This is a genomic window from Bradyrhizobium sp. MI1.4 (assembly GCF_055811315.1).
This window is the reverse complement of record NZ_JBVVPP010000004.1, coordinates 193,113-218,334: the sequence shown is the minus strand read 5'-3', so window position 1 is coordinate 218,334 and position 25,222 is coordinate 193,113. Positions and strand designations below refer to the sequence as shown.

Below are 25,222 nucleotides of genomic sequence, written 5' to 3'. Positions count from 1 at the left end.
TGCATTTTATAGGATTCAAGTCTGAGATAATGCACCATAGATGTGCGAAAATGCTGGATCAAGGCGCTATCGACTGGGACGACTTCCGCTTCGTGCTGTCCATCGTGCGGGGCGGCTCGGTTTCGGCTGCGGCAAAACAGCTCGGCGTCGACCATGCCACCGTGATCCGCCGCGTCGACCGGCTGGAGAAGCACCTCTCGGCCAAGCTGTTTGACCGGCGCAAGACCGGCTACCTGCTGACAGAGGCCGGCCAGCGCGTCGCCGACAGCGCGGAAGCGATGGAATCGACCATCGTCGCCAACCAGGAGCAGGTCGGTGGCTCCGTGGCGCGGCTGACCGGCACGGTGCGGATCGGCGCGCCAGACGGATTTGGCACCGCCTTCCTGGCGCCCCGGCTCGCTCAGTTCGCCGACCGGTATCCCGATCTCGACCTGCAACTGGTGGCCACCGCGCGGCTGTTCAGCCTCTCCAAGCGCGAGGCCGATATCGCCATCAGCCTGACCATGCCGAAGGAAGGCCGCATCGTCGGCCGCAAACTGCTCGACTACCGCCTCGGACTTTATGCCGCGCCCGCCTATCTCGAACGCTTCCCGAAAATCACCTCGCGCGAGGTGCTGCCGCAGCATCGCTTTGTCGGCTATATCGAGGAGCTCTTGTTCACGCCCGAGCTCGACTATCTGCCGCAGGTGTCGCCGAAGATCTCCGCACGCTTGCGCAGCGCCAATCTAATCGCGCAACTCAACGCCACGCTCGCCGGCTTCGGTATCGCCGTGCTGCCACACTTCATGGCGGCCGACTATCCGCAGCTGATTGCGGTGCTGGCGGAAGAGGTCTCGATCACCCGCACCTTCTGGATGCTGATGCACGCTGACAGCAAGGACCTCGCACGCATCCGCGCGGTGGCGGATTATATTTCCGAGATTGTGGAGCGCGAGCGGGCGTTGTTTGCGGGGCTCTGAAGCCTAGCTCTGCTTCGCCTTTTTCGCCGCCGCAGCCTTCGGCTCACGCCGCGCGCCGTCCAGCGCGCTGTCCTTGCCCGTCTTCAGCACCTCATCCGACAGCTCGCTTGAGCCGGCAATGCGCGCGAGCAACATGGTGCCGGCCATGGTCGCCAGCGTCGCGATCGCCTGCTTGCGCGCGGCCTTGCGCGGCAGATTCGGGATGAAGTCCGTGATCATCTCGATCATCTCGTCGAGCTTGCCGGCAAAGGCCTTTCGCGTCTTCGGGCTCTCTCGGGCGATCTCGGCGCCGAGCGCGGGGATCGAGCAGCCGTGACCGGGGTTGTCGCGATGCACCGCGGAGAGATAGGTCTCAACGATCTGACTGAGCTGCTTCTCCGGCGTGACCTGATCGGATTGCTTGCGCCAGTGCTCCATCGAGCGATCCATAGCGTAGCCAAACGCCTCGATCACCAGCGCCTCGCGGGAATCGAAATGGGCGTAGAAGCCGCCATGGGTCAGGCCCGCTTCCTTCATGAGGTCGGCGACACCGATGCCGTGGGCGCCCTTTTCGCGCAGCCGCACGGAAGCCTTCTTCACGATGCGGTCGTGGGTTTCCTGCTTGTGTTCCCGGGAATAGCGCATGCGGATCTCATTGGATGTCGGGGGTCATCTAATAACACGGATATCGGCCGGACGGCGCATTAATTCCCGGTAAAATTGTTGCCGATCATGGAAAAGGTCGCCGTTGCGTGCACCGCAAGCGCCCCCTTACCGTCGCGGACAAATCCCTCGGCGTAGCTGGCCTGGCGTCCCAGCTTGATCACCTTGCCTTCGGCGGAGATCAACCCGGACCGGACCGAGAGCGGACGCAGGAAGGTCATTTTCAGATCGAGGGTGACGGAGCCCTGCCCGGGCTCCAGCCGGGTCGAGATCGCACACCCCATGGCGGTGTCGAGCAGCGCGGCGGCTGTGGCCCCGTGCAGGAGGCCTATGGTGTTTTCGAGATCCTCGCGCGGCTCGAGTTCCATGACGATCCGGCCCGGCTCGACCACGGCCATGATGAAGCCGATCAGCTTGGCAAAGGGTGGCGGCGGCAGCCTTCCGTCGCGGATGCCCAGCATCGCATCCATGCCTGACAGGCCCATCGCCACTTTCGCAACCGGCGCAGGCACCTGCCATTCAACCACCCGCTCGCGCCGGCCCGCAGGCGAAAACAGGTCGAGTTGATCGATGTCGGTCATCGCGGCCTCTTTTGTATGATTTTCATCATACTATGCTGCGGACTTAGCGCTGGCAACTCCCTCCCCGCCGGCTTGACAAGCAATGCGTTTCGGCCCGGAAGTGTGACCTGACCGGCGTATTCGCACGTCTACGAAGCTCAGAGATCCTCTCATGGAAATGCTCAACAACCACTGCGGGGTGACGCGCGATGCGCGCGGCGTCGTTCATGTCGCGATCTGCAATGCCGGCTCGCTGAACATTTTGAGCTCGCCCGTCACCGATGCGGTGCGCGAAGGCCTGCAGCAGCTCTCGTCCGACCGCAGCATCCGGGTCGTGGTGCTGCGCGGCCAGAGCGAGAAGAGCATGATCGGCGGCGCCGACATCAAGGAGATGGCCAAGCTCGACCAGAAGTCCGCCGAGGCCTTCATCAGCCGCCTGCGCGACCTCTGCGAGGCCGTGCGCGCCTTCCCGGCCCCTATGATCGCGCGCATGCCCGGCTGGTGCCTCGGCGGCGGGCTCGAAGTCGCCGCGGCCTGCGATTTCCGGATCGCCGCCCGTGATGCGCATTTCGGCATGCCGGAGGTGCGGGTCGGCATTCCCTCGGTGATCCATGCCGCGCTGCTGCCGCGCCTGATCGGGTGGGCCCGCGCGCGCTGGCTGGTGATGACCGCTGAGAACATCGACGCGCCGACGGCGCTGGCCTGGGGGTTGGTCGACAAGGTCGCGCCGGAGGGTGGGCTCGATGCCGAGGTCGAGCACCTCGTGAAGGCCCTGCTCGAATGCGGCCCCGAGGCGCTGCGGTCGCAGAAGGCATTGCTGCGGCAATGGGAGGAGCTGCCGCTGACCGAGTCGGTAAATTTGAGCGTCAAAGTCTTCGGCGAGTCGTTCCTGACGGACGAGCCGACGCGGCTGATGGGCGCGTTTGTGAATCGGAAGCGGTAGGCGCTCTCCACCTCGTCCGATCGAACGAGCAAATCTCATCCGACCTACGACAATTTCTCATGCCCCGCGCAGTTGCATTTTTTGCGCCGCATCATATGATGACCGTAATCTTACATAGTTGGCATCTCACGGAGTCTCACCCATGGCCGAAGCCGCCGATCCCGTCGTCATCGTCTCCGCCGTCCGGACACCGCTCGGCCGCTTCATGGGCGAGCTTTCGCCGCTGGCCGCGCACAAGCTCGGATCGCACGTGATCGGCGCGGCACTGGAGCGTGCCAAGCTTGCGCCGGAGAAAATCGACGAGGTTTTCATGGGCTGCGTCCTTCCCGCCGGCCAGGGCCAGGCCCCCGCGCGCCAGGCGGCGCGGGCCGCCGGCCTACCCGATGCCACCGGCGCGACTACTGTCAACAAGGTCTGCGGCTCCGGCATGAAAGCGACCATGCTGGCGCACGACATCATTTGCGCCGGCTCGGCCGAGATCGTCGTCTCCGGCGGCATGGAAAGCATGAGCAACGCGCCGTATCTGCTCGCCAAGGCGCGTGGCGGCTATCGCGCCGGCCATGATCGCATCATCGACCATATGATGATGGACGGCCTCGAAGACGCCTACGAGACCGGCCGCTCCATGGGCGATTTCGGCGAGGCCACCGCAGAAGCCTATCAGTTCACCCGCAAGGACCAGGACGCCTTTGCGATGGAAACGCTCAGCCGCGCACGCAAGGCGGTCGAGGGCGGTGCGTTCAAGGCCGAGATCGCGCCGATCACGCTGAGTGAGAAGGCCGGCCCCCGCATCGTCGCCAATGACGAACATCCGCTCAAGGTCGATCCCGCAAAGATCCCCGGGCTGAAGCCGGCGTTCCGCGCCAACGGCACCATCACGCCGGCGGCCTCCTCCGCCAACGCCGACGGCGCCGCTGCGCTGGTTCTGACGAAGCGCTCGCTCGCCGATCGCAGCGGCCTGCCGGCTCTCGCCGTGATCAAAGGCCACACCACCCACAGCCAGGAGCCGCAATGGTTCACTACGGCCCCGATCCCGGCGATCCGCAAGCTCTTGGACAAAGTCGGCTGGAATGCCGGCGATGTCGATCTGTTCGAGATCAACGAAGCCTTCGCCGTGGTGGCGATGGCGGCCCAGCGCGATCTCGGCATTCCCCGCGACAAGCTCAACATCAACGGCGGCGCCTGCGCGCTCGGCCATCCCATCGGCGCCACCGGCGCACGGCTGATCGTGACGCTGCTGCATGCGCTCGAGGCGCGAAACCTCAAGCGTGGCGTCGCCGCGCTCTGCATCGGCGGCGGCGAAGCTACTGCGATCGCGGTAGAGCGCCTGACGCACTGACGAGAACGTCCGGAAATGAGGGAACTCCGTCATTTCCGACAGACGCGTCCCGTGCCATTCTGAAAACTTGCGCAGGCTCTCGCCTGCCCATCAAGATTGAGGCCCAATGATCTCGAACTGGCTCGCGGCAACACTCGGCCGCCGCAATATCCACTACGGCTGGGTGATGGTCGGCGTGACCTTCCTCACCGCGCTGATCAGCGCCGGCACGGTCGGCGCGCCCGGCGTTTTCATTGTTCCGCTTCAGAAGGAATTCGGCTGGAGCACGGCGGAGATCTCGTCGGCGTTGTCGATTCGCTTCATCCTGTTCGGGCTGATGGCGCCGTTCGCGGCGGCCCTGCTCAACCGCTACGGCCTGCGAAATGTCACGCTGACCGCGCAGCTCATCGTGGTCTCGGCGCTGGTGCTCTCGCTCGGCATGACGGAGGTCTGGCAGCTCGTCGCGCTGTGGGGCGTCGTGATCGGGATCGGCACCGGCATGACCGCGCTGGTGCTGGGCGCTACCATCGCGACGCGCTGGTTCGCGGCGCGGCGCGGCCTCGTCGTCGGCATCATGACCGCGAGCGTCGCCACCGGTCAGCTCGTGTTCCTGCCGCTGCTGGCAAGCCTCACCGAACGCTTCGGCTGGCGGCTTGCGCTCGGCTTCGTCTGCATCGCACTTGGTGTTTCCGCCCTCGCGGTCCTGCTCGCGATGCGCGACCGTCCGAGCGATTTGGGCCTGCGCCCGTTCGGCGACGAAGGCACCACACCCCTGCCAGCGCCGCCCATCAGCCATGGCTCGATCACCGGCGTCGCACTCGGCACGCTGCGCGAGGCCTCGAAGAGCAGCGCGTTCTGGGTCCTGTTTGCGACGTTCTTCGTCTGCGGCGCATCCACAAACGGCCTCGTGCAGGTGCATCTGATTCCGATGTGCCTCGATTTCGGCATCCCGCAGGTGCAGGCCGCGGGCTTGCTGGCTGCAATGGGCATCTTCGACTTCTTCGGCACCATCATGTCGGGATGGCTTTCGGACCGCTACGACAACCGCTATTTGCTGTTCTGGTATTACGGCCTGCGCGGGCTCTCGCTGATCTTCCTCCCCTTCAGCGATTTCTCGTTCTATGGGCTCTCGATCTTCGCGATGTTCTACGGGCTCGACTGGATTGCAACTGTGCCGCCCACGGTGCGCCTGACCGCGCAGAAATTCGGACCTGAGCGCGCCAATCTGGTGTTCGGCTGGATCTTTGCAGGCCACCAGCTCGGCGCGGGCACCGCTGCCTTCGGCGCCGGTCTCTCGCGGACGGTCTATCAGAGCTACCTGCCCGCCTTCTTCATCGCCGGCGCGCTCTGCGTGTTCGCCTCGCTGATCGTGCTGACGCTGTCGCGACAACCTAAGCCGAAGCCGCAAGCGGCGATGGCTTAGTATCTGATGGTGCCGGTGACGCCGTAAAATGCGGCGTCACCGATCCGCCCGACACGAGGCGGGTCGTCCGGGTTCGGGGTGCCGCTCGATTGCGGAAGACGTACCTGAAATAAAGCGCGACCAGCCGTCGCAGATCGAAAATCAGCAAGGCGAACCTGCCGTAACCGTCAACAGACGCCTTGCGGATGTTCATGCGTCGCAATTATGTCGGCTGGCCGCTCAGGCGAGGGACCCCCCGCGCGGGTTGACGATCGTATAGCCACGCAATGAACGCGCATGCATTCGCGTCGCGTGTCCGCCCGAGTTGGCGTCGTACGCCATCCAGGTGTCCCCTTCCAAATGCTGCTCGAGGACGAATACATGTCCACGTCGCGCTGCGACCATTCCCGGTGCGGGTGATGTCCGCGGGAAGCGCAGCCAATTGGCCGCAAGATTCAATTCCGGCACGATACGGCCGAACACGCGCAGAGCCGCGCCGCAGCCGCAGAAGGAGGAAGGACACCCTGCCGGACGACTGCCGACGATGCGGGCGCTGGAGATGCTCGTCGTCGGGGCGCCGCCCGCGTCGGTCACTGTCAATTGCGTCGCGCGATAGGCTTGTAGCGAGGACCTGGGATTCAGTGGGGACCGGGAAGTCCGCTCACGGCGCGGTTGCGCATATGAGAAGTCGCAGGGCATCGTGACGTTGCATTCAGGTACTTGATGAATGCGATAAGTCCGTGCTTCGGAAGCGACGGAGCTGAGGGCAACCAAGAGACACGCAGAAAGAACTGCCTTGAACATTGCAGGGCTCCAAATTGAAGATCCCTGCCCCGGCAATGAGAAACCAATAACAGTTTGGCTGAAATCGGCTAAAAGAACGGCCAAAAGTGGCTTCATTAGCGGGCCGATTTCTGCAGTCCTCATAGCCCAGACGTAGCGGCGGAGATAGATATTCGCAGAGAACGAACGCGTGTCGTCGCAACCGAAATGCGATCGCATGTGCACGCGCCGCTCAGCGACGGGCGTCGACCGGCCCGAGCGCGCAATTGCGCAGGGTGCCCCTCGAGCCATAAACCCGGGCAGTGATTGTTGCGCGCTTGGTCAGCCCCGAGTCGTCGCCAACCCCGCTCCTGTGGCTATCGCAAAGTCCGATTTTGCAGCGCCGAGCGCTGCGGCGAGCTCGTCGATGTGGTAGGGTTTCGACAGGATCCGGATCCCAGCCTGCTCGGCGTCGTGAACCGCGGCTTCGGCGTATCCGCTCGTCAGCAGGACCGGAATGTCGCTTCGCCTTCTTCTGATCTCGCGCGCGAGTTCGACACCGTTCATGCCGCCCGGCATCATGATATCGGAAAACACCAGATCGACGGAGCGGCCGTCCGCTAGGGCACCGAGAGCCGCCGCAGCGCTGGCCGCGCGCGTGACCTGGTAACCGAGCTGCGCAAGCATCTCGCTGACGAGCGCGGCGACCTCGTCGTCGTCTTCGACGAGGAGGATTCGGCCCTGATTGGCCTTCTTGGGCCGAGCCCTGTTCAGGTCGATGAGGTGCCGTTCACCCGAAGGGATATTCCTGGATCGCGGCAAATAGAGCTCGATGCTGGTGCCCTCGTCGACGATCGATTTTATTCGAACCATCCCGCGTGATTGCGTCGCAAATCCGTGGACCTGAGCAAGCCCCAGGCCCGAGCCTTTCCCCACATCCTTGGTCGTGAAGAACGGTTCGAAGACCCGCGCCAGGATCTCGGGGCTCATTCCAACACCCCTGTCGACCACGGATAGGCGAACGTAATCGCCCGCGATCTCGTTCTCGTTCAGGCCGGCCAGGTTCTCGCCACGGACAACGATCGTACCGCCGTTCGGCATCGCATCGCGGGCGTTGACCGCCAGATTGAGAATGACCAGTTCGAGCTCTCCCGGATCGACCTCAACCGGCCAAAGCCCCTCCGGAAAATCGAACTCGACGTGAACGTCGCCTCTCAGGCTCCGATCGAGCAATTCGCGCATGCCGCCGATCTGCGCGGGGATGTCGACGGCCTCGGGCCGGAGCTTCTGCCGCCGTGAAAAAGCCAGAAGCTGCCTGGTCAGGCCCGCACCACGCTGCGCCGCCTGAACCATTCCTTCCAACAGCCGACGCCGCCGATCAGGATCGGTCTGTCGGTCGAGCATGTCCAATCCACCGGAGATCACCATCAGCAGATTATTGAAATCGTGAGCTACTCCGCCGGTCAATTGCCCAATGGCCTCGATCTTCTGGGCCTGACGAAGGGTCTCCTCGACGCGGGCGCGCTCTTCCATTTCGGCCCGCAGATGCTTGTTGGCCTCCTCGAGGGCACGGGTGCGCTCGACCACGAGCTTCTCGAGCTCCTGGGCCGTCCGCTCGCGCGCCTGCAGCAAGGTCCGAATCTCATATTGCCGCCGGCGGGCCCGCATTGCGGATTGAATTGCGCTCGTCAGCGTGATCGGCTGAACCGGGCGCTCGAGCAGCGAAACGTTGCGGAGTGTATCGACGATGCTGCGGCGCCAGGCAACCACCGCCGGCTGCTCCCGGTGGCTGGTAAGAATGACAAAGGGCAGGTCGGACCAGGGCGGCTGCCGCTCGATCCAATGTGCCAGCGGCTGGGTATCCTTTCCGAACAAGCCCTCCTCGGCGAGAAGCACCGCGCCCACGCCAGCCGACATCTCGTTGACCAGTTCAGGCAGACCTCGACAATTGATTGCCACGAGATTCGAACTGCGGAGAAGCTCGACCGATGCCGGTCCATCGCGGCCAATCGGAGCAAACACGAGGACGCAATGATCGCGGTCGGCGCTCATTCCGACAGCCCCTCCGGTATCTCCGTGCCCGAGTAACGCGGATTCCCGGAAAAGATGCCGCTGAATCCGGTCAGCGGAGGACCGACCGTAATGCCGGCACTGCCAAGACGAAACTCGCGGATGGAATTTTCATGATTGCCGCTGCGCTTCTTCACGACCGAGAGGGCGCGCCGCACCGTTCCGCCGACCTCGAAATAGCGCAGCATGAGCACGGCATCGCTCAAATAGCTGATATCGAGAGCCGTTTCCATCGGACCGACCAGCCCGTGCTGAGCGAGGATCAGGACGGTCAGCACGCCTTTCTGCCCGAGATAGCTCAGGAGCTCGTGCATCTGGAGGATGAGAAATCGCTCATCCGGCATTGCGTTGAGGTAGCCGTTCAGACTGTCGATGACAACAATTCGGGCGTTGTCCTTTTCGACGCTGTTGCGCACATTGGCGGCGAATTCGCCGGGGGACATTTCGGCGGGATCGATCTGTTTAAATCGGATGAGTCCCGATTGCAGATGGCTTTCAAGCGGCAGGCCCAGCGTTCGAGCCCGGGCCTCCACTGTACCGCGACCTTCATCGAAGGCAAAGAACACCGCATGCTCACCGCGATCTGCCGCCGCGATCGCATAGGTCAGCGCGAGAGACGACTTGCCGACACCGGCGGCGCCCAAGAGCAGCGCACTGGTGCCGCGCTCGAGCCCTCCTCCCAGGAGCTGGTCGAGTTGTGCATTGCCGCTGGGCGTCAATTCACCGATAAACGAGGTGTGATGTTCCGCCGCCACCAGACGGGGGAATATCCGCACCCCTCCCGCTTCGATCGTGAAATCGTGGAAACCGCCGCGAAATCGAATGCCGCGCATCTTAATCACGCGAAGCCGCCGGCGCTCTGCCCCATAATCAATGGCGAGCTGTTCGAGCATCACGACGCCATGCGCGATCGAATGGAGTTGCAGGTCGTCCTGGGAGGACGAGAGATCGTCGAGGAGGATGACCGTGCAGTTGCGGTTGGTGAAAAAGTGCTTCAGGGCCAGAACCTGGCGCCGGTACCGCAGCGGGTTCTGCGCAAGGAGGCGGAGCTCGGACAGGCTGTCCAGCACCACGCGCGCGGGATTGATCCGTTCGACCTCCTTGAATATCAGGCCCGTGGTTTCGCTCAGCTCCATTTCGGCGGGGTGAAAGACGGTGAGCTCGCGCTCCGGATCGAGCGTCGTCTCGGGCGGCACCAGTTCGAAGATGTCGACCCCTTCCAGCGACCAGCCGTGCCGCTGTGCAACCAGCGTCAGCTCACGCTTGGTCTCCGACAAGGAGATATAGAGCACGCGTTCACCGCAACGGGCGCCCTCGAGAAGGAATTGCAGCGCCATCGTGGTCTTGCCCGAGCCGGGCCGGCCCTCGTAGAGGTACATGCGATTGGGATCGAGCCCGCCGTAGAGGATATCGTCGAGACCGTCACTGCCGGTCGAAATCCTAGGCAACTCTCCGGGATCGCTGGTTTGCGCCCGGCTTGATGAATTGATCATTGAACCCCCGTGAAGCTCCATCGCCGACAGTGCGCTCCGGCCCCGAGATGGGACGCGCGGTCAGCGGCCCGTCTCAGTCGTAAGGCGAAATCTGGCAAAGAACGCCGAAGCCGGGTTCCAAGTTCCGCCTAAGCACGCATGTCGGCCAGACCGTCGGCCGCGGAACCGTTCTCGCCCACCATTTCAGCTTTTGCGGTATCACTAGCGGTCCTGGACGGTCAGCGTCGACAAGGCGGTTCGCCAGCCCGAAAAGCCGCGCCGGCTCACTGCATCATCGCGGCCGCGATCTTCTCCGCCGACATCAGGACCGGAAAATTGGTGTTGGCGCACGGCACCACCGGGAAGATCGAGGCATCGACGACGCGCAGGCCCTGCACGTCCTTGACGCGCCCCTCTGGATCGACCACCGCCATCGGATCATCGGTCCGGCCCATGCGGCACGAGCAGGAGGCGTGCCACACGCCGATCGTGGCCTTGCGCACGAAGGCTTCCAGCGCCTCGTCATCGTTGATGACGTCGTCGAAGGTGAAGCCCTCGACCACGAAATTGTCGATCATGTAGTGGCGCAGCGCCGCCGGCCCGTCCATCAGGGCCGCGGCGATCTTGGTCAGAATCCGATTCTTGGTGTTGACCACGCCGATCTTGCGCACACGATCGGTATAGGAGGCCGGGAACGGCTTGTCCGTCACGGCCCTGACCACGTCGCTCATCTGCACGGCCGCCATCTTGCGGAAACCGCTCATCAGGCGATCAAGGTCGCGCCGGTCGGACAACAGGTTGAATTCGACGATCGGCTCGACTGCCGGGTCGCGCGAGGCAAGCTTGACCTGTCCGGTCTCCGAATAGGTCTTGTTGACGAATGTCAGGAGCGATCCGATTTGCTCACCGACGGCGTGCCAGGCCGATTTGCTGAGCAGCACGACGAACATGTCGCCTTTCGGTACGCCTTCGAGCCCGGACGAGTAACGCAGGCCAAGCTGCATGTGGCGCCTGGTGTGCTCGTTCATCCGCGCGCCGCGGCGGACAAAGGACGACAGCGAGATCGAGGGATGATCCATCAGGCGTTGGCCGACGCCCTGCAGCCCCATCAACACGGGAATGCCCATATCCCTGAGGTGACCGACCGGGCCGATGCCGGCGCGCAACAGATGCGCCGGCGAATGGATGGCGCCGCTGGAGAGAATGATCTCGCGGGCGCGGAATTCCTGCTCCCGCCCGTCGACCACCGCCTTCACCCCGACGCACCGCGTGCCTTCGAACAGCAATTCCCTGACTTGCGTGTTGGTGGAGATCGTGAGGTTGGCGCGCTTGCGCGTGTCGCGATCGAGATAGCCCATAGCAGCCGAGACGCGTTGCTCGGCCTGGTTCGAGTGCGTCACCGGGAAAAACCCGTCGACGAACTCGCCATTCTGGTCCGGCAGGAACTGATGTCCGGCCTGCTGGAAGGCCTGCGCGAACGCCTGCGAATGCCGCGTCCAGTGCTCCCTGGGGATTCGGCGGACCGGGATGCGGCCGTCCTTGCCGTGGTAGGGACCGTCGAAATCGAGGTCGCGCTCGACCTTCTTGAAGAAGGGCAGCACATCATTCCAGCTCCACCCCGCAGCGCCGCGCGCTTCCCATTCGTCGTAATCGGTCGGCGCGCCGCGGTTGGCCATCTGGCCGTTGATCGAGGAGCCGCCGCCGAGCACGCGAGCCTGCTCGTATTTGCGCAGGGGTGCGCGCCCTTCATCCGGATTGTTGTGGCTGACGATCTGGGTCGTGACCTTGAGCTCGGTCCAGTGGAAGCGCGGATCGAAATAGGCCGTACCCGGATAGCTGTCCTTGATCTCGGCCGGCTCGTCTCCGGGCGGTGTGTCCTGTCCGGCCTCGCAGAGCAGGACCTTGTTGGCGCTCCTCGCGGAGAGCCGGTGGGCCAGCACGGACCCCGCCGAGCCGCCGCCCACGATAATGAAGTCATACACGATTGGCGCTTCCTCTTGTTCTTGCCCGGGAAGCGTAGCGCGTTATTGTTTTGAGGTCACGTCATCGCTGCCGCGCAAAGCGCGAGCACAAGGCCGTCGACGCCAAGGGCACCGCCCGGCGGCTGGCATCCGCCGTCCGGTCAGCAGGTGACGAGGGAGCGAACCGAGGAGGCTTTACGGCTTCCTCACGAAGCCCGCGCGCAACCGCTCGGCAAACCAGACTACAAAAATCGAAGCGAACGACAGGCAGAAAAATATGGCCGTCCAAAGCAGCGCGTTACCCGCATTTGTCATGACGTCTCTCCCTCGTTTCAAACGAGACGCTTGCAGACAATCGGACGCGACGTGTTGCGATAGATCAATTTTGCCGAACTGCAATTAGGCTGAGATCGGCAACAGCTGCTCGCAGTGACGGCTGAAGCTACGGCCTGATCGAAAAATTCCCCGGCGGCCCTGGCTTTCGCAATGGCTCCGACAGCCGCGCGAACTCGCACAGCAGCGACCGCGTCTTCCTGGGATCGATGATCTCCTCCACCCAGAATTTTTCGGCGGAGCGGAACGGCGAGCGCAGCTTGTTGAGGCGGTCCTCGATCTCTTTCAGTTTCTCCGCCTTGTCCTCGGCCGCGTCGATGTCCGCGCGGTAGGCGGCTTCGATGCCGCCTTCGAGCGGGAGCGAGCCCCAATAGGCCGACGGCCAGGCGTAGCGGATCGAGAAGCGGTCGGCGGGCTGATGCACCACGCCGGCGACGCCGAAGGCGTTGCGCAGGATCACCGTGCACCAGGGCACCGTGGCCTGGTTGACCGCGGCCATAGCGCGAACGCCATGGCGGATGGTGCCCGCCTTCTCCGCATCGAGCCCGATCATGAAGCCGGGGCAGTCCATGAGATAGACGATCGGCAGATGGAAGGTCTCGGCGAAGTCGACCCAGCGCACGACCTTCTGGCAGGCATCCGCCGTCCAGGAGCCGCCATAGTGAAAGCTGTCGCTGGCGAGCACCATCACCGCCCTGCCCTCGAGCCGCGCGAGGCCGACAATGATCGGCTTGCCGAAATTCTTGGCGACCTCGAAGAACGAGCCCTTGTCCACGACCTGTTCGACGATCGGCCGTATCTTGTAGACCTGCTTGCGGTTGCGTGGCACCGCGCTCATCAGCGTCTCTTCGGTACGCTCCGGATTGTCGGTGCAGGGCAAGGTCGGCGGCAGCTCGTAAACCGACGACGGCAGATAGGACAGGAATCGCCGCGCACAGGCGAAGGCGTCCTCCTCCGTGTCGACGGCATGATCGACCGCGCCGGCGCGGGTCTGGATGTCGGCGCCTCCGAGCTCTTCCTTCGAGAGGTCCTGCCCCAGCGCCTTCACCACCGGCGGACCTGCGACGAACATCGCGGACTTCCGGGTCATGATGGAATAGTGGCTGGCGGCAAGACGCGCGGCACCGAGCCCTGCGACCGAGCCGAGGCCGAGCGCGACCACGGGCACGCGCGACAAATTGTCGGTGGTGAAGCGATACCAGCGTGTGCCGCCGATGCCGCCCGGCAAGTTCGCCGCGCCCTTGGTCTCGATAGTCTTGACCGAGCCGCCGCCGCCGGAGCCTTCGATGATGCGGACGATGGGCAGGCGGAGATCATGCGCCATCTCCTCCGCCATCAGCGGTTTTGCGGAGATGGACGCGTCCGCCGAGCCGCCGCGCACGGTGAAATCGTCGCCGACCACGACGACGGTGCGGCCTTCGATGCGCGCGCGGCCGAACACGCAGTTCGCCGGCGTCAATTTCTGCAACTCGCCGTTGGAATCGTATTCACCGACGCCGGAGACGGCGCCGATCTCGTGAAAGCTGCCCTTGTCGGTCAGTCTGTCGATACGCTCCCGAACAGTCAGTCGGCCCTGGTCATGCTGACGCTTGACCTTGTCAACGCCGCCCATCTCCCGCGCGAAGGCTTCGCGCCGGGCGAGCTCGTCGAGTTCCGGCTTCCAGTTCATTCACTCCCTCCGAATTGATCGGCTTGTTATTGTTGTGCACGGCCATGGCGACCGGTTTACGCGGGATGCGGGCGTTGAAGACGTCGCCTTCCGCGCCCTCCATCAGGCTGCCGAGCGAACGGCCGAGCGCGAGCATCAGCGGCGCGACTTCGGCATGCAGGCGCTCTTCGTCGTACATCGCCGACAGAAGACCGATCGTGATGACGACGAAGGTCTGGTATTGCGGCGACCAGATCGGCACCGCGAGCCCGTTGATATGCGGGCTCCACAGGCCGCAGGCCACGACATAGCCGCGCTCATGCAGCGACTGCCGGTTGGCCTCGATGCGGGGCCGCAGGATTTTCGCAGCCTCGGGAGCTTCCCGCTCCATGTCCGCGATGAAGGCATCGCCGACCTCGGGCGCCAATGCCGCGGTGTAGGCTGCGCCTGCAGCGGTCGAGGCCATCGAGATGCGGCTGCCGGTGCCCTCGTGCAGCCCGAGTGCCGAGGCCGAACGCGCGAACTGGAGATAGACCAGATGGAAGCGATCGGGGACCACGAAGCCGACGGTGCCCGGCAGTTGCTCGGCGACTTCCTGGAGCCGCTGGCGGATCATGCTGCGCAGCTGCGCGCCCTTCATCATCGAGGCGCTCATCGCCACCGCGCTCGGCCCGATGCGATATTTCTGATCGCGCGGCAGATAAACCAGTTGCCCCATCCGCGTCAGCGTGTGCGTCAACCGCGACACCGTGGAGCGCGGCAGGCCGCAGCGATTTGAAATTTCGAGATTGCCAAGCCTGGCCTCGTGGCCTTCGAAGCACCGCAACACGTCGAACGCGCGCGACACCACCTGGATGACATCACCCTCACCGGCTTCGCCAGCGAGCGCACCTTGTCTACTCAACCGCTCCGAACGTCGTCCCATGATCCCTACCGCTTGTTCCGCTGTGCGGAATTAAATTCCGCTTGCAGAAGAAACTACCTCAGGCATTTTGCGACCACAACAAAAAGGCGATGGCATGCCAGAAATTAAGATCGTCACGGAGATCGCCGGACGCGTCTGCGCAACTCCCGTGCAAGTTGGAGGAACCGTTGCAGATGGCGATGAGATTGTGGTGGTCGAAGCGATGAAGATGGAGATACCGGTGCTTTCGCCTGTGAGCGGCGAGATCACATCGCTTCTGGTGAAGCTCGACGACGTCGTTACCGAAGGACAGGCGATCGCAATCGTCGCAAGCTGACTGCATTCTCCGTCGTTTTCCGCGACATTCTGTCAGCCTCATTGCTGCGTTCGCGGTACGGCGTTGCCATCGCCTGACCGCGATGACATGATCTCTCAAACAAAACCTGTTTCAAACAAAGAAAGAAATCGTCGCGGCAAACGCGAGGATCATTGGAGGGAAACATGCGTCGTGGGCTGATCATGCTCGCGCCTGCCGTGGTGGCAGGCCTTTCTTTTGTGTCTACACGCTATGCATTCGCCGACGACATCAAGCTGCCGGCAACATTGACGTTCACCGCCTATGACACCGGTACCGCCGGCTTCAACATCGCGGTCGGCGTCGGCAAGATGATGAAGGACAAATACTCGACCGACGTGCGCGTGCTCCCCGCAGGCAACGATGTCGCGCGTCTGGCGCCGCTGCGCGCCAAGCGCGCGGTCTCCGCGGCGATGGGATCGGGGACATATTTCGCGCAGGAGGGCGTGTTCGAGTTCGGCTCCAGGGAATGGGGCCCGCAGCCGCTCCAGATCCTGCTCTCGAGCGTTGATTGCAATTGCGGTTCGCTCGGCGTGGCCGCGGATACGGGGGTGAAGGAGCTGAAGGACCTCAAGGGAAAGCGCGTCGGCTTCGTCGTCGGCTCGCCGGCACTGAACCAGAACTCGCTCGCGGTGCTCGCCTTCGCCGGCCTGACGCAGAAGGACGTCAAGATCGTCGAGTTCGCAAGCTACGGCGCGATGTGGAAGGGCTTGATCAACAACGACACCGATGCGGCCTTCGGCACCACCATCACCGGTCCCGCCAAGGAAGCCGATACTTCGCCGCGCGGGCTGGTCTGGCCGCCGCTGCCCGCCAAGGACAAGGAAGGTTGGGCACGGATGCAGAAGGTCGGCTCGTTCTTCTTCCCGCAGACCGCGACCTGCGGCGCCGGTATCTCGCCGGACAAGCCGATCGAGCTCGGCAACTATCCCTATCCGATCTTCGTCGCCTACGCCTCGCAAGCCCCCGAGCAGGTCTATGCGATCACCAAGGCGATGATCGTGAACTACGATTCCTACAAGGACTCCGCGCCCGGCGCCGGCGGGCTTGCGGCCGATCGCCAGACCAAGAACTGGGTGGTGCCGGTGCATCCCGGCGCGGTGAAGGCTTTGAAGGAGGCCGGGCAATGGAACGACGCACAGGAGGCGCACAACAACGGACTGATCAAGCGGCAAGAGGTGCTTGGCGCCGCGTGGACCGACTACGGAAAATCCAATCCGCCTGCGGATGATAAGGCGTTCCTCGACGCCTGGATGAAGGCGCGTGCCGCGGCGCTTGCGAAGGCCGACATGCCGAACGGGTTCGAGGATTAGTTCACAGCGTTAATTGTCCACGCCCGGGGTCGATCATGTCGTCTGCTTCAGTCTCCACCCCCTCCCAGGACGAGGCCAAGCGGATCGTGTTCGACGATCCGCATGGCGCCGCCGCCAACATGCAGGAAGCGGAAGTTACGCGCGTGCGAAGCTTGCGTGGCGCCTGGCGCTGGCTACTCGTCCTCGCGACCGCCGCGACCATCCTGCTCTGCATCAACCAGCAATTCTCGCTGCGCTTCTTCGTCGGCTACACCCAGCTCAACACGGAATACTTCTACCTCCTGATCGCCCTGATGCTGCCGTTCACGTTCCTGATCTTCCCGGGGACCCCGCGCGCGCCGCTCGATCGCATTCCCTGGTATGACCTTCTCTGCTTCGTCGTGACCTTTGCCGCCGCGCTGCTGTTGATGTCGAACGTCCGCAAGGCCGCCGAGGCCGGCTGGGAATTCGGCGGCGCGCCGAACAGCGTGATCGCAGCCGGTCTCGTGATGTGGGTGATGTTGATGGAGGCGCTGCGCCGCACCGGCGGCTGGAGCCTGCTACTGAGCGTGCTTCCCTTCACCGTCTATCCGCTGTTCGCGGAATCCAGCTGGCTCGGGCCGTTCCGCGGCACGCAGTCGACGCTGGAGCAGGCGACCGCCTATCACGTGCTGTCGGGCGAGAGCCTGCTCGGCATTCCCATCCAGGCGTTTGCCGACACCGTGATCGGCTTCCTGGTGTTCGGCACCGCGTTGATGATGACCGGCGCCGGAAAGTTCTTCATCAATCTCGCCTTCGCGCTGTGTGGCACGTTCCGCGGCGGCGCGGCCAAGGTGTGCATCTTCGCCAGCGGCCTGCTCGGCATGATGTCAGGCTCGATCATCTCCAACGTGCTGACCGCCGGCACCATGACCATTCCGGTGATGAAGAAGAGCGGCTTTCGCGCCTCCTATGCGGGCGCGATCGAGGCTTGTGCCTCGACCGGCGCGGTGCTGGCGCCGCCGGTGATGGGCGCGACCGCCTTCGTAATCGCGCAGTTCCTCAATGTCAGCTACGCCGATGTCGCGATCGCGGCCGTCATTCCCGCCGCGCTCTATTATATCGGCCTGTTCATGCAGGTCGATTCCTACGCCGCACGACACGGGCTGAAGGGCATTCCGCGCGCGGAGCTGCCGCGGGTCATGGATACGATCAAGGATGGCTGGTACTACGTCTTCGTCATCGCCCTTCTGATCGTGATGCTGCTCTACTTCAAGCGCGAGAGCCATGCGCCATTCTACGCCACCGCATTGCTTCTTGTGCTCAACCAGCTGTTCTCGAAGGACACGCGCTGGACTGTCGCGACCATCGGCAAATTCCTCGAGGTCAACGGCCGCACCTTCGTCGAGCTTGTCGGCATCCTCGCCGGGTGCGGCCTGCTGATCGGCGCCTTCTCGATGACCGGCGTGGTGTCGAGCCTCGCCAACGACCTGCTGCATATCGCCGGCGACAATCCGTTCCTGCTGCTCGGCATGTGCGCCCTGACTAGCCTGATTCTCGGGCTCGGCCTGACCACGACGGCCTGCTACATCTTCCTCGCCATCCTGGTCGCACCCGCGCTGGAGAAGCTCGGGCTGAACAAGATGGCCGTGCACATGTTCATTTTCTACTGGGGCATGCTGTCGTCGATCACCCCGCCGGTCGCGATTGCATCATTCGCAGCGGCAGGTATTGCCGGCTCGCCGGCGATGAAGACGGGCTGGGAATCGATGTGGGTCGGCAGCATCATCTATTTCATCCCGTTCTTCTTCGTGCTCAATCCCGCGCTGGTGCTGCAGGGGCCGAGCCCCTATCTGGCCGGTCTCGGCTTGATGGCGCTCGCGGCGTTCGGCACGCTGTTCATCTGCGGCGGCATCCAGGGCTACCAGCCCTTCGTCGGCGATCTCCGCGGCGCCGGTGCGCTGGAGTGGCCCATCCGCGTGCTGCTGGTGATCGGCGGTTTCGTGGTGGCCACCCCCGGCGGCGGCATCATGCCGCTGTCGCAGATGCAGGTGACGCTGCTCGGCCTCGCCATCCTGATCCCCACGATTTTGCTCGCCCTGCTGCTGGTCCGGCGGCAGACCGTGGTGCCGGACGGGTTGCGCGTGCCCTGATTGCGTTGCACAAAGAGAGGCAATGAAACCGCTTTCGCCTCTCGCTACCGCCTGGACGCGCTCGAAGCCGCCTTTGCTGCGGTTTCTGGACAATTGCCTCAACGAATTCTCGGCAGAGACCTCGGGCGCGGTCGCCGACTACATTCCCGAGCTCGGCAAGGCCGATCCTGCCTGTTTCGGCATCAGCCTCGCGACCCTGGACGGTCATGTCTACGAGGTCGGCGACTCCAGGGCGCCCTTCACCATCCAGTCGATGTCAAAGCCGTTCGTGTTCGCGCTGGCGCTGGACCTGCTCGGCGCAAACAGGGTGGAGAGCGCAATCGGCGTCGAGCCCTCCGGCGATCCTTTCAACTCGATCCGGCTCAACTCGGAGAATCATCCATTCAACCCGATGGTCAATGCCGGCGCGATCGCCTGCACCGGGCTGATCCACGACAGCAAGGGTCCGGACGCCTTCGAGCAAATTCGCCTCGCGCTCAGTCGTTTTGCCGGCCGCGACCTCGCCGTCGACGAGGCCGTCTACGCTTCCGAAAGCCAGACCGGCGACCGCAACCGCGCCATCGGCTATCTCCTCAAGACCAATGCGGTGATCTCGGACAATGTCGCGGCCGTACTCGACGTCTATTTCCGGCAATGCGCGGTGCTGGTCACCGCGCGCGACATCGCGGTGATGGCGGCAACGCTCGCCAACCGTGGCGTCAACCCGGTTACCGGCGAGCAGGTGCTGACGCCTTACGCGATCTCGCGCACGCTGTCGGTGATGACGTCGTCGGGCATGTACGACTATGCCGGCGAATGGATCTATCGGATCGGCATCCCCGCCAAGAGTGGCGTCGGCGGCGGAATTCTCGCCGCACTCCCCGCCCGCCTCGGGCTCGGCAGCTATTCGCCAAGGCTCGACAAGCACGGCAACAGCGTGCGCGGCATCAAGGTCTGCGAGGCGCTGTCCTCGCATTACGATCTGCATATGCTCAACCGCAGCGACGACGCACGCAACGCCGTCATCGCCGATTACGACATCGGCAAGAGCCCGTCGCGGCGCGTGCGCCGCCCGCAGGAGCGCGATATTCTCGCAGCCCACGAGCAGGAGGTGCGGATCATCGAGCTGGTCGGCACGCTGTCGCTGTCGGCGGTCGACTATGTCTCACGCCGGCTTGCGGGCCGGCCGCGGCCGCAATTCGTGATTTTCGATCTCCACCGCGTCACCTCCACCACACGCGCCGGGGCGCGGCTGGTGGCTGAAGCGTTCGAGGAGCTGGCGGCGCTGAATGTGACCGTCGTCCTGTCAGGCGTCAGGCGCGCCTCCAAAGAATGGGACAGCCTGCGGGAGTGGACCGCGGAGCTGAAGAACGTCCGCGACTTCTATGTGCTCGACACCGCGATCGAATGGGCCGAAGACCAGATCGTCTACCGCTATGGCGGCTCGATCGATTTTCACGAGACCACCGAGCTTTCCGAGCAGCCGCTGCTCGCAGGCCTCAGCGCGGAAGAGCTGACCGACCTCGCCTCGATCTGCACGATCCGGATCTATCAGTCTGGCGCGAAAATCCTCACCACTGGCGCCGCAGCCGATTCCCTGTTCTTCCTGCGCAGCGGCGCGGTGCATGTCACCCTGCCCGACGGAGTGCGGCTCGCAACACTCACCGCCGGCATGGCGTTCGGCGAGATGGCCCTGATCGAGACCACCCGCTCCGCGGACGTGTTCGCGGATATGGCTGCGACCGCGTTCGAGGCGCCTCTGAAAGCGTTCGAGCGCTTCCGCAAGCAGCACCCGCACGCCAGCGAACGCATCATGCGCAATCTTGCGCAGCTTCTGGCCGAGCGCCTGATCGTCGCCAACGCCAAAGTGGATATCTTGACCTCCACCTGAGCGGCCTAGCGGCTCGCCGCCTCGCTGATCCGCCGCTTGATCTTGGCGGCACTGGTCTTGAGCAGCTCCGATGGCTGCTGGCCGGTCGCCACGCAGAGGCAGGCCCAGTAATAGATGACATCGCCGAGCTCTTCGACGAGGCCCGCCTGGTCGAGCCAGTCATCGCGGAGCAGCTTCTTGATATGGTCGGCGACTTCGCCGGACTCGCCGGCGAGGCCGAGCCCGAGATAGGACAGCCGTTCGTTCGACGGACGCTCATCGACTTTCGCAATCGTTGCAGCCCAGGCGGCATATTCATCGATCGTCATGAGCATCCCTCACAGCAATTGCTCGATCAGCCGACCACTTCGGTGACCGGCTGAAGGTCGATCTCGAAGGTCTCCAGAAACTTTGACGTCATGATGTAGAATCCGACCGAGAGCTGCAGTTCAACCAGTGCGGCCGGCGTCAGCTTCGATGAGATCGCCTTGAAGGTCGCATCCGTCGGCTTGTTCAGCTTGACGATCTCGTCGGTGAAGGCGAGCGCGGCGCGCTGCACTTCATTGAAACAGTTCGCGGCCTGCCAGTTCTCGAGCGCCTCGTTCTGCTCGTCGGTGACGCCGACATTCTTGCCGATGCGCTTGTGCGCGACGATCTCATACGGCGCCTCGCACAAAATGCCGGTGCGGGTGATCGCGAGTTCGCGCACGATCGGATCGAGCTCGCCCTTGTGGCGGATGGCGCCGCCGAGCCGGCAGTACTGCTCGAAATAGCTCGGCGAATGCGACATCATCCGGAAGATGTTGGCATTGCGGTTCTTGTCGAGGATCTCGCGGGTGCGGTCGGATGCCTTGGACGGGTCGCTGTAGTTGATGCGGGCCATGATTTTCCTGAAGTTTTTCCCTAAGCCTTTGATGCTTTTTGTCGTTAGCGGCGAAATTTCCACGAAACTGTATTCTTGCGCGTCCGCAGGAGCAACAACATCGAGTCAAAATGCCGCCGCATTGCTGAACGACCTTGGCACAGTCGATATTCGCCGCGTGGGGACTTGATCGCGGCGGATACTCGCAAGGGGTGTTCCGAGTAAAAACAATTGGCCGTTGGGCGCTAACCGCGCATCGATGAGTCACGCCCAAGTCTAGGGAGAAAATGGAATGAAGGAAGCCACCAAGGGGGCGGCCTCGGAAGCGTTCGCGCATATGCTGGCGGTGATGGCGATGCTCGTCATCGCCAGCATCCTGTTCTACGGGCGCTAGTTAAGAGTCGGGTGAGAGCTTTCGTCATTCCGGGGTGGCCCTCGCACAGGCCAGGCCCAGAATTCCCGTTCCAGGCTCGGTCTCTCAGGACCGCCCCCGAATGACGGATCCCACCGCTCGCTTTGCTGCAGTAGCCCGGATGGAGCGCAGCGCAATCCGGGAAAGTCTGTCGGTGAGGCGAAAACCCGGATTTCGATTCGCTCCATCCGGGCTACATTCGAGCATCCAAAGTTCGCTATCTGTCTTTGGCGAAGAACGGCACCAGCTTGCCGGCGAACAGTTTGAAGCTCGCACTGACCTCATCGCCGATGGCGAGATCATTCTCACCATGCGCTATCATGCGAAAACCCTCGGCGCAATCGACCAGCAGGATGTTGTAGGGCACGTACGCGCGCGTCTCGGGCGTGGCGGCGCGGCAGACCAGCGACGTCGCGTAGACCCTGCCCTTGCCGCTGGCGCACTGCTCGCGCGGATCGGACGCGCCGCAGGCCGCGCAGAAGGCGCGACGAATATACTGCACATGGCCGCATGCGGTGCAGGTCTGATAAATGACGGCCTGTTCGCCCTTGGTCCAGTCGGCTAGACGCTCGCTCATCGCACCCGCTCCAGGAACATGCTGACGTGAGACGACAGCACGCCGCCGTCGCCGTGCAGCAGCGCGATCGAGGCGTCGCGCACCTGACGATTCGCCGCCCGCCCCGTCATCTGCAGATGCGTTTCGACGAGATGCGCCATGGCGCCACCAACGCCGCAATGACCGTAGCTGAGCAGGCCGCCATGGGTGTTCAGCGGCATCGCTCCATTGCGGCTGAAATGGCCAACGCGCACGCGCGCGGCTGCCTCGCCCCGGCCAGCGAGGCCAAGATCTTCCAGCAGCATCGCGAGCGTGATGGTAAAGCTGTCGTAGATCGCCGCGTAGCGCACGTCGGAAATCGCCAGGCCGGTGGCCTCCCTGGCGCGGGCGACGGATATCTCGGCGCCGAGTTCGCTTAAGCGCGGCGCTGCAGTGACGTGCTGATGGGTATGAGCCTGGGCACAGCCGCGAATGCGCACGCCGGCCTCTCCGGTCCGCTCGCGACTGACGACGAAGGCTGCGCCGCCGTCGGACACCGGGCAGCAATCGAGCAGCTTCAGCGGCATCGCCACCGGCTTCGAGGCCATGACGTCAGCGACCTCGATGGGATCCTGGAATTGCGCACCAGGATGAGTGCAGGCGTGGGTGCGCATCAGCACCGCGAATTCGGCGAGGTCTTCTTCCGTCACGCCGTACTCGTGCATGTATCTGTTAGCGACGAGGCCGTAATAGGCGGGGATGGTCGGGCCGAGCGGCAGTTCGTAGTCGGGATGGCCGACCTGCGCCAGCGCTTGGATCGAGGCGTCGCGGCTCTGTCCAGTGAGGCGGTTCTCGCCGGCCACGACGAGCACATTGCGGGCGACGCCCGCTTCGACGAGATGATGGGCGAGCATGGTCATCGCGAGCCCGGTCGCGCCACCGACCTGGACGGCATGGGCGTAACTGGGGCGGATGCCAAAATGCTCGGCAAAAACGGTCGCCAACATGATGTGCGGCGAGACGGTGGAGTAGCCGCAGAGGATGCCGTCGATCTCGGCACGCTTGAGCCCGGCATCGTCGAGCGCAGCCTGCGCGGCCTTGCTCATCAGCTCCAGCGAGGACGAGTCTTCGTGCTTGCCGAAAGGCGTGAGACCGACGCCGGTGATGAAGCTCATGGGCGCACCAGTGCATCGTCATTCCGGGGCGGCGAACGGGTGACGCCATCGCGGACCATGGCGTCGATCTCGTCGGCGGAATAGCCGATCTCGCGCAGGATTTCCGCGCCGTGCTCGTTGAGCTGCGGCGCGAGCCGCACCGGTTCGGCTTCGGTTTCGGACCAGGTGGCCGTCACCCTCATGCTCCGGATCGGCCCTTCAGTTGGATGGTTCACCACTGGGAAAAAGCCGGTCGCCTCCAGATGCTCATCGTGCAGCATCGACGCGAGGTCGTGCATGGGCATCACCGGCACGTCGGCCTTGGTGAGCAGGTCGATCCATTCCGCGGTGCTGCGCGTCTCGAAGATGCGCGCGAGCTCGGCATAGACGACGTCGATATTGGCGGCGCGGCCGGCGAATGTCGCGAACATCGCGTCGGCGCGCAGGTCGTCGCGTCCCGTCGCCTTGAAGAAGTTCTCCCACTGCTTGTCGTTGTAGACGATGACGCTGAGATAACCGTCCGATGTCTTGTAGGGCCGGCGGTCGCGCGAGAGGTGGCGGGCGTAACCGCCCTTGTCGAGCGGGGGCTCATAGGTCAATCCGCCCATATGGTCGCCCATGACGAAGCCGGCCATGGTCTCGAACATCGGGATGTCGACGCGCTGGCCGCGGCCGGTGCGGTCGCGGTGCACGAGGCTGGCGCAGATCGCGCCCACGGCAGCCAAGCCTACAATGCGATCGACCAGTGCGTTCGGCACATAGCGCGGCACACCGTCACCGGTCTGCGCCATCAAGGCCGGCAGCGCGGTGGCACCCTGGATCAGATCGTCATAGGCGGGTTTTGCAGCATACGGCCCGTCCTGGCCGAAGCCGAACACGCCGGCATAGACCAGACGCGGATTGATCTTGGCAACAACGTCATAGCCGAGTTGAAGCCGCGCCATAGCCTGCGGGCGGACGTTGTAGACGAGAACGTCGGCGTCTTTCAGCAAGCGCAGCACGGCCTCGCGGCCGGCGGGCTTCTTCAGGTCAAGGCAGATCGAGCGCTTGCTACGGTTGGTGTTGAGAAACACCGGGCCCATGCCTGCGTGCCGCATCGGGCCGATCAGGCGGGTGACGTCGCCGTCCAGAGACTCCACCTTGATGACGTCTGCGCCGTAATCGCCGAGCATCTGGGTCGCATAGGGGCCCATCAGCACGGTGGTCATGTCGACGACCTTGATGCCCTTCAGCGGCCCCATCGTTCGCTCCCGATTGCGCGGCCTCAAGTGAGGCCTGCGATCTCGGTCCAGCTAACGGCAGTGGCGGCGCATGCGCAAGAGCCGCCGGCGTATGGCCGCATGCGCCGGCGGCGAAAGGCGGCTATTTCTTCTGACGGGAATCGCGAATCTTGAGGAGGCGGTCGAGCTCATCATTCTGCTGGTTGATGCGGTCAGCGATCCGCGACTCGTTCTGCTCACCCGAGGCGGCCGCGGCCTGCTCGATGAGCTGGCGGATATTGTCCTCGAGAATCGCGATGCGATCGTTGAGTGCGTCCATCGACAGCGAATCTTCGTAGTCATTGCTCATGATGCATCCCCTGCAAATCGATCAAGAGCTTTAAGGGCCCCCAGCGAGCCCACCATGATCTAGCGCAAGATAAGAAGGTGGGCACGGC

Annotated in this window: 23 protein-coding genes; 9 read left to right on the top strand and 14 right to left on the bottom strand. The window is 63.8% G+C overall.

The window, feature by feature from the left end:
• Window positions 1-50 precede the first annotated feature (50 nt).
• Window positions 51-959, top strand: coding sequence for a LysR family transcriptional regulator (locus AC0L23_RS07005; protein ID WP_085352820.1), 909 nt, complete (start codon window positions 51-53; stop codon window positions 957-959).
• Between the two features lie 3 nt (window positions 960-962).
• On the opposite strand, the gene AC0L23_RS07000 is transcribed toward AC0L23_RS07005, so the two are convergent.
• Both AC0L23_RS07000 and AC0L23_RS06995 read right to left on the bottom strand, forming a co-directional pair.
• Window positions 963-1,583, bottom strand: coding sequence for a TetR/AcrR family transcriptional regulator (locus AC0L23_RS07000; RefSeq protein ID WP_018459219.1), 621 nt, complete (start codon window positions 1,581-1,583; stop codon window positions 963-965).
• Window positions 1,584-1,642: 59 nt separating this feature from the next.
• Complete coding sequence (locus AC0L23_RS06995; RefSeq protein WP_085352819.1) at window positions 1,643-2,182, bottom strand: PaaI family thioesterase; 540 nt, start codon at window positions 2,180-2,182, stop codon at window positions 1,643-1,645.
• 151 nt (window positions 2,183-2,333) lie between these two features.
• On the opposite strand from AC0L23_RS06995, the gene AC0L23_RS06990 reads away from it, so the two are divergent.
• The 3 genes from AC0L23_RS06990 (at window position 2,334) to AC0L23_RS06980 (ending at window position 5,845) form a co-directional block, all read left to right on the top strand.
• On the top strand, window positions 2,334-3,104 hold the full coding sequence (locus AC0L23_RS06990; protein WP_018459221.1) for an enoyl-CoA hydratase: 771 nt from the start codon (window positions 2,334-2,336) through the stop codon (window positions 3,102-3,104).
• A gap of 142 nt (window positions 3,105-3,246) precedes the next feature.
• Complete coding sequence (locus AC0L23_RS06985; protein WP_085352818.1) at window positions 3,247-4,443, top strand: acetyl-CoA C-acyltransferase; 1,197 nt, start codon at window positions 3,247-3,249, stop codon at window positions 4,441-4,443.
• A 106-nt stretch (window positions 4,444-4,549) separates the two neighbouring features.
• The gene (locus AC0L23_RS06980) at window positions 4,550-5,845 is read left to right on the top strand and encodes an MFS transporter (RefSeq protein WP_085352817.1); all 1,296 of its coding nucleotides are present in this window, start codon (window positions 4,550-4,552) and stop codon (window positions 5,843-5,845) included.
• A gap of 219 nt (window positions 5,846-6,064) precedes the next feature.
• Here the strand turns inward: AC0L23_RS06980 and AC0L23_RS06975 are convergent, their stop codons facing one another.
• The 6 genes from AC0L23_RS06975 to AC0L23_RS06950 all read right to left on the bottom strand — a co-directional run bounded on the left by AC0L23_RS06975 (window position 6,065) and on the right by AC0L23_RS06950 (window position 14,995).
• Window positions 6,065-6,826, bottom strand: a complete 762-nt coding sequence (locus AC0L23_RS06975) for a hypothetical protein (RefSeq protein ID WP_317244448.1) — start codon at window positions 6,824-6,826, stop codon at window positions 6,065-6,067.
• A gap of 102 nt (window positions 6,827-6,928) precedes the next feature.
• A complete protein-coding gene (locus AC0L23_RS06970) occupies window positions 6,929-8,638 on the bottom strand; it encodes a response regulator (protein ID WP_085352815.1) in 1,710 nt (569 codons plus the stop codon).
• Window positions 8,635-10,149 (bottom strand): ATPase domain-containing protein, encoded by a 1,515-nt coding sequence (locus AC0L23_RS06965; protein ID WP_085352814.1) that lies wholly within the window; start codon window positions 10,147-10,149, stop codon window positions 8,635-8,637. Before AC0L23_RS06965 ends, AC0L23_RS06970 begins: the two co-directional genes overlap by 4 nt.
• A gap of 263 nt (window positions 10,150-10,412) precedes the next feature.
• Complete coding sequence (locus AC0L23_RS06960) at window positions 10,413-12,110, bottom strand: GMC family oxidoreductase (RefSeq protein WP_085352813.1); 1,698 nt, start codon at window positions 12,108-12,110, stop codon at window positions 10,413-10,415.
• A 421-nt stretch (window positions 12,111-12,531) separates the two neighbouring features.
• Entirely contained in the window at window positions 12,532-14,091 is a 1,560-nt protein-coding gene (locus AC0L23_RS06955; protein ID WP_085352812.1) for an acyl-CoA carboxylase subunit beta, read from the bottom strand.
• Window positions 14,021-14,995 (bottom strand): IclR family transcriptional regulator, encoded by a 975-nt coding sequence (locus tag AC0L23_RS06950; protein ID WP_085352811.1) that lies wholly within the window; start codon window positions 14,993-14,995, stop codon window positions 14,021-14,023. Before AC0L23_RS06950 ends, AC0L23_RS06955 begins: the two co-directional genes overlap by 71 nt.
• Window positions 14,996-15,089: 94 nt before the next feature.
• On the opposite strand from AC0L23_RS06950, the gene AC0L23_RS06945 reads away from it, so the two are divergent.
• The 4 genes from AC0L23_RS06945 to glsA all read left to right on the top strand — a co-directional run bounded on the left by AC0L23_RS06945 (window position 15,090) and on the right by glsA (window position 20,623).
• Complete coding sequence (locus AC0L23_RS06945; RefSeq protein WP_018459231.1) at window positions 15,090-15,311, top strand: acyl-CoA carboxylase biotin carboxyl carrier protein subunit; 222 nt, start codon at window positions 15,090-15,092, stop codon at window positions 15,309-15,311.
• Between the two features lie 164 nt (window positions 15,312-15,475).
• Entirely contained in the window at window positions 15,476-16,642 is a 1,167-nt protein-coding gene (locus AC0L23_RS06940; RefSeq protein WP_085352810.1) for a TAXI family TRAP transporter solute-binding subunit, read from the top strand.
• A 35-nt stretch (window positions 16,643-16,677) separates the two neighbouring features.
• A complete protein-coding gene (locus AC0L23_RS06935) occupies window positions 16,678-18,753 on the top strand; it encodes a TRAP transporter permease (protein ID WP_085352809.1) in 2,076 nt (691 codons plus the stop codon).
• Window positions 18,754-18,775: 22 nt separating this feature from the next.
• Window positions 18,776-20,623, top strand: a complete 1,848-nt coding sequence (glsA, locus tag AC0L23_RS06930) for a glutaminase A (RefSeq protein WP_085352808.1) — start codon at window positions 18,776-18,778, stop codon at window positions 20,621-20,623.
• Between the two features lie 5 nt (window positions 20,624-20,628).
• On the opposite strand, the gene AC0L23_RS06925 is transcribed toward glsA, so the two are convergent.
• The gene (locus AC0L23_RS06925) at window positions 20,629-20,931 is read right to left on the bottom strand and encodes a nucleoside triphosphate pyrophosphohydrolase family protein (protein WP_026233761.1); all 303 of its coding nucleotides are present in this window, start codon (window positions 20,929-20,931) and stop codon (window positions 20,629-20,631) included.
• 26 nt (window positions 20,932-20,957) lie between these two features.
• Entirely contained in the window at window positions 20,958-21,485 is a 528-nt protein-coding gene (locus AC0L23_RS06920; protein ID WP_085352807.1) for a carboxymuconolactone decarboxylase family protein, read from the bottom strand.
• Here AC0L23_RS06920 and AC0L23_RS06915 point away from each other — a divergent pair.
• Complete coding sequence (locus tag AC0L23_RS06915) at window positions 21,484-21,654, top strand: hypothetical protein (RefSeq protein WP_158091581.1); 171 nt, start codon at window positions 21,484-21,486, stop codon at window positions 21,652-21,654. The genes AC0L23_RS06920 and AC0L23_RS06915 overlap by 2 nt on opposite strands.
• A gap of 439 nt (window positions 21,655-22,093) precedes the next feature.
• On the opposite strand, the gene AC0L23_RS06910 is transcribed toward AC0L23_RS06915, so the two are convergent.
• The 4 genes from AC0L23_RS06910 to AC0L23_RS06895 form a co-directional block, all read right to left on the bottom strand.
• Window positions 22,094-22,453, bottom strand: coding sequence for a Zn-ribbon domain-containing OB-fold protein (locus tag AC0L23_RS06910; protein WP_085352806.1), 360 nt, complete (start codon window positions 22,451-22,453; stop codon window positions 22,094-22,096).
• A complete protein-coding gene (locus AC0L23_RS06905; protein ID WP_085352805.1) occupies window positions 22,450-23,586 on the bottom strand; it encodes a thiolase family protein in 1,137 nt (378 codons plus the stop codon). The genes AC0L23_RS06910 and AC0L23_RS06905 overlap by 4 nt, the downstream gene beginning before the upstream one ends.
• Entirely contained in the window at window positions 23,583-24,806 is a 1,224-nt protein-coding gene (locus AC0L23_RS06900) for a CaiB/BaiF CoA transferase family protein (RefSeq protein WP_085352804.1), read from the bottom strand. Before AC0L23_RS06900 ends, AC0L23_RS06905 begins: the two co-directional genes overlap by 4 nt.
• A 121-nt stretch (window positions 24,807-24,927) precedes the next feature.
• A complete protein-coding gene (locus AC0L23_RS06895; protein ID WP_018459240.1) occupies window positions 24,928-25,134 on the bottom strand; it encodes a hypothetical protein in 207 nt (68 codons plus the stop codon).
• Window positions 25,135-25,222 lie beyond the last annotated feature (88 nt).

What these genes read in the sequence shown, in the direction of transcription:
- AC0L23_RS07005 (WP_085352820.1), top strand. Translation starts at nt 51, where the DNA reads ATGCTGGATCAAGGCGCTATCGACTGGGACGACTTCCGCTTCGTGCTG.
- AC0L23_RS07000 (WP_018459219.1), bottom strand. Translation starts at nt 1,583, where the DNA reads ATGCGCTATTCCCGGGAACACAAGCAGGAAACCCACGACCGCATCGTG.
- AC0L23_RS06995 (WP_085352819.1), bottom strand. Translation starts at nt 2,182, where the DNA reads ATGACCGACATCGATCAACTCGACCTGTTTTCGCCTGCGGGCCGGCGC.
- AC0L23_RS06990 (WP_018459221.1), top strand. Translation starts at nt 2,334, where the DNA reads ATGGAAATGCTCAACAACCACTGCGGGGTGACGCGCGATGCGCGCGGC.
- AC0L23_RS06985 (WP_085352818.1), top strand. Translation starts at nt 3,247, where the DNA reads ATGGCCGAAGCCGCCGATCCCGTCGTCATCGTCTCCGCCGTCCGGACA.
- AC0L23_RS06980 (WP_085352817.1), top strand. Translation starts at nt 4,550, where the DNA reads ATGATCTCGAACTGGCTCGCGGCAACACTCGGCCGCCGCAATATCCAC.
- AC0L23_RS06975 (WP_317244448.1), bottom strand. Translation starts at nt 6,826, where the DNA reads ATGCGATCGCATTTCGGTTGCGACGACACGCGTTCGTTCTCTGCGAAT.
- AC0L23_RS06970 (WP_085352815.1), bottom strand. Translation starts at nt 8,638, where the DNA reads ATGAGCGCCGACCGCGATCATTGCGTCCTCGTGTTTGCTCCGATTGGC.
- AC0L23_RS06965 (WP_085352814.1), bottom strand. Translation starts at nt 10,149, where the DNA reads ATGATCAATTCATCAAGCCGGGCGCAAACCAGCGATCCCGGAGAGTTG.
- AC0L23_RS06955 (WP_085352812.1), bottom strand. Translation starts at nt 14,091, where the DNA reads ATGAACTGGAAGCCGGAACTCGACGAGCTCGCCCGGCGCGAAGCCTTC.
- AC0L23_RS06950 (WP_085352811.1), bottom strand. Translation starts at nt 14,995, where the DNA reads ATGGGACGACGTTCGGAGCGGTTGAGTAGACAAGGTGCGCTCGCTGGC.
- AC0L23_RS06945 (WP_018459231.1), top strand. Translation starts at nt 15,090, where the DNA reads ATGCCAGAAATTAAGATCGTCACGGAGATCGCCGGACGCGTCTGCGCA.
- AC0L23_RS06940 (WP_085352810.1), top strand. Translation starts at nt 15,476, where the DNA reads ATGCGTCGTGGGCTGATCATGCTCGCGCCTGCCGTGGTGGCAGGCCTT.
- AC0L23_RS06935 (WP_085352809.1), top strand. Translation starts at nt 16,678, where the DNA reads ATGTCGTCTGCTTCAGTCTCCACCCCCTCCCAGGACGAGGCCAAGCGG.
- glsA (WP_085352808.1), top strand. Translation starts at nt 18,776, where the DNA reads ATGAAACCGCTTTCGCCTCTCGCTACCGCCTGGACGCGCTCGAAGCCG.
- AC0L23_RS06925 (WP_026233761.1), bottom strand. Translation starts at nt 20,931, where the DNA reads ATGACGATCGATGAATATGCCGCCTGGGCTGCAACGATTGCGAAAGTC.
- AC0L23_RS06915 (WP_158091581.1), top strand. Translation starts at nt 21,484, where the DNA reads ATGATTTTCCTGAAGTTTTTCCCTAAGCCTTTGATGCTTTTTGTCGTT.
- AC0L23_RS06920 (WP_085352807.1), bottom strand. Translation starts at nt 21,485, where the DNA reads ATGGCCCGCATCAACTACAGCGACCCGTCCAAGGCATCCGACCGCACC.
- AC0L23_RS06910 (WP_085352806.1), bottom strand. Translation starts at nt 22,453, where the DNA reads ATGAGCGAGCGTCTAGCCGACTGGACCAAGGGCGAACAGGCCGTCATT.
- AC0L23_RS06905 (WP_085352805.1), bottom strand. Translation starts at nt 23,586, where the DNA reads ATGAGCTTCATCACCGGCGTCGGTCTCACGCCTTTCGGCAAGCACGAA.
- AC0L23_RS06900 (WP_085352804.1), bottom strand. Translation starts at nt 24,806, where the DNA reads ATGGGGCCGCTGAAGGGCATCAAGGTCGTCGACATGACCACCGTGCTG.
- AC0L23_RS06895 (WP_018459240.1), bottom strand. Translation starts at nt 25,134, where the DNA reads ATGAGCAATGACTACGAAGATTCGCTGTCGATGGACGCACTCAACGAT.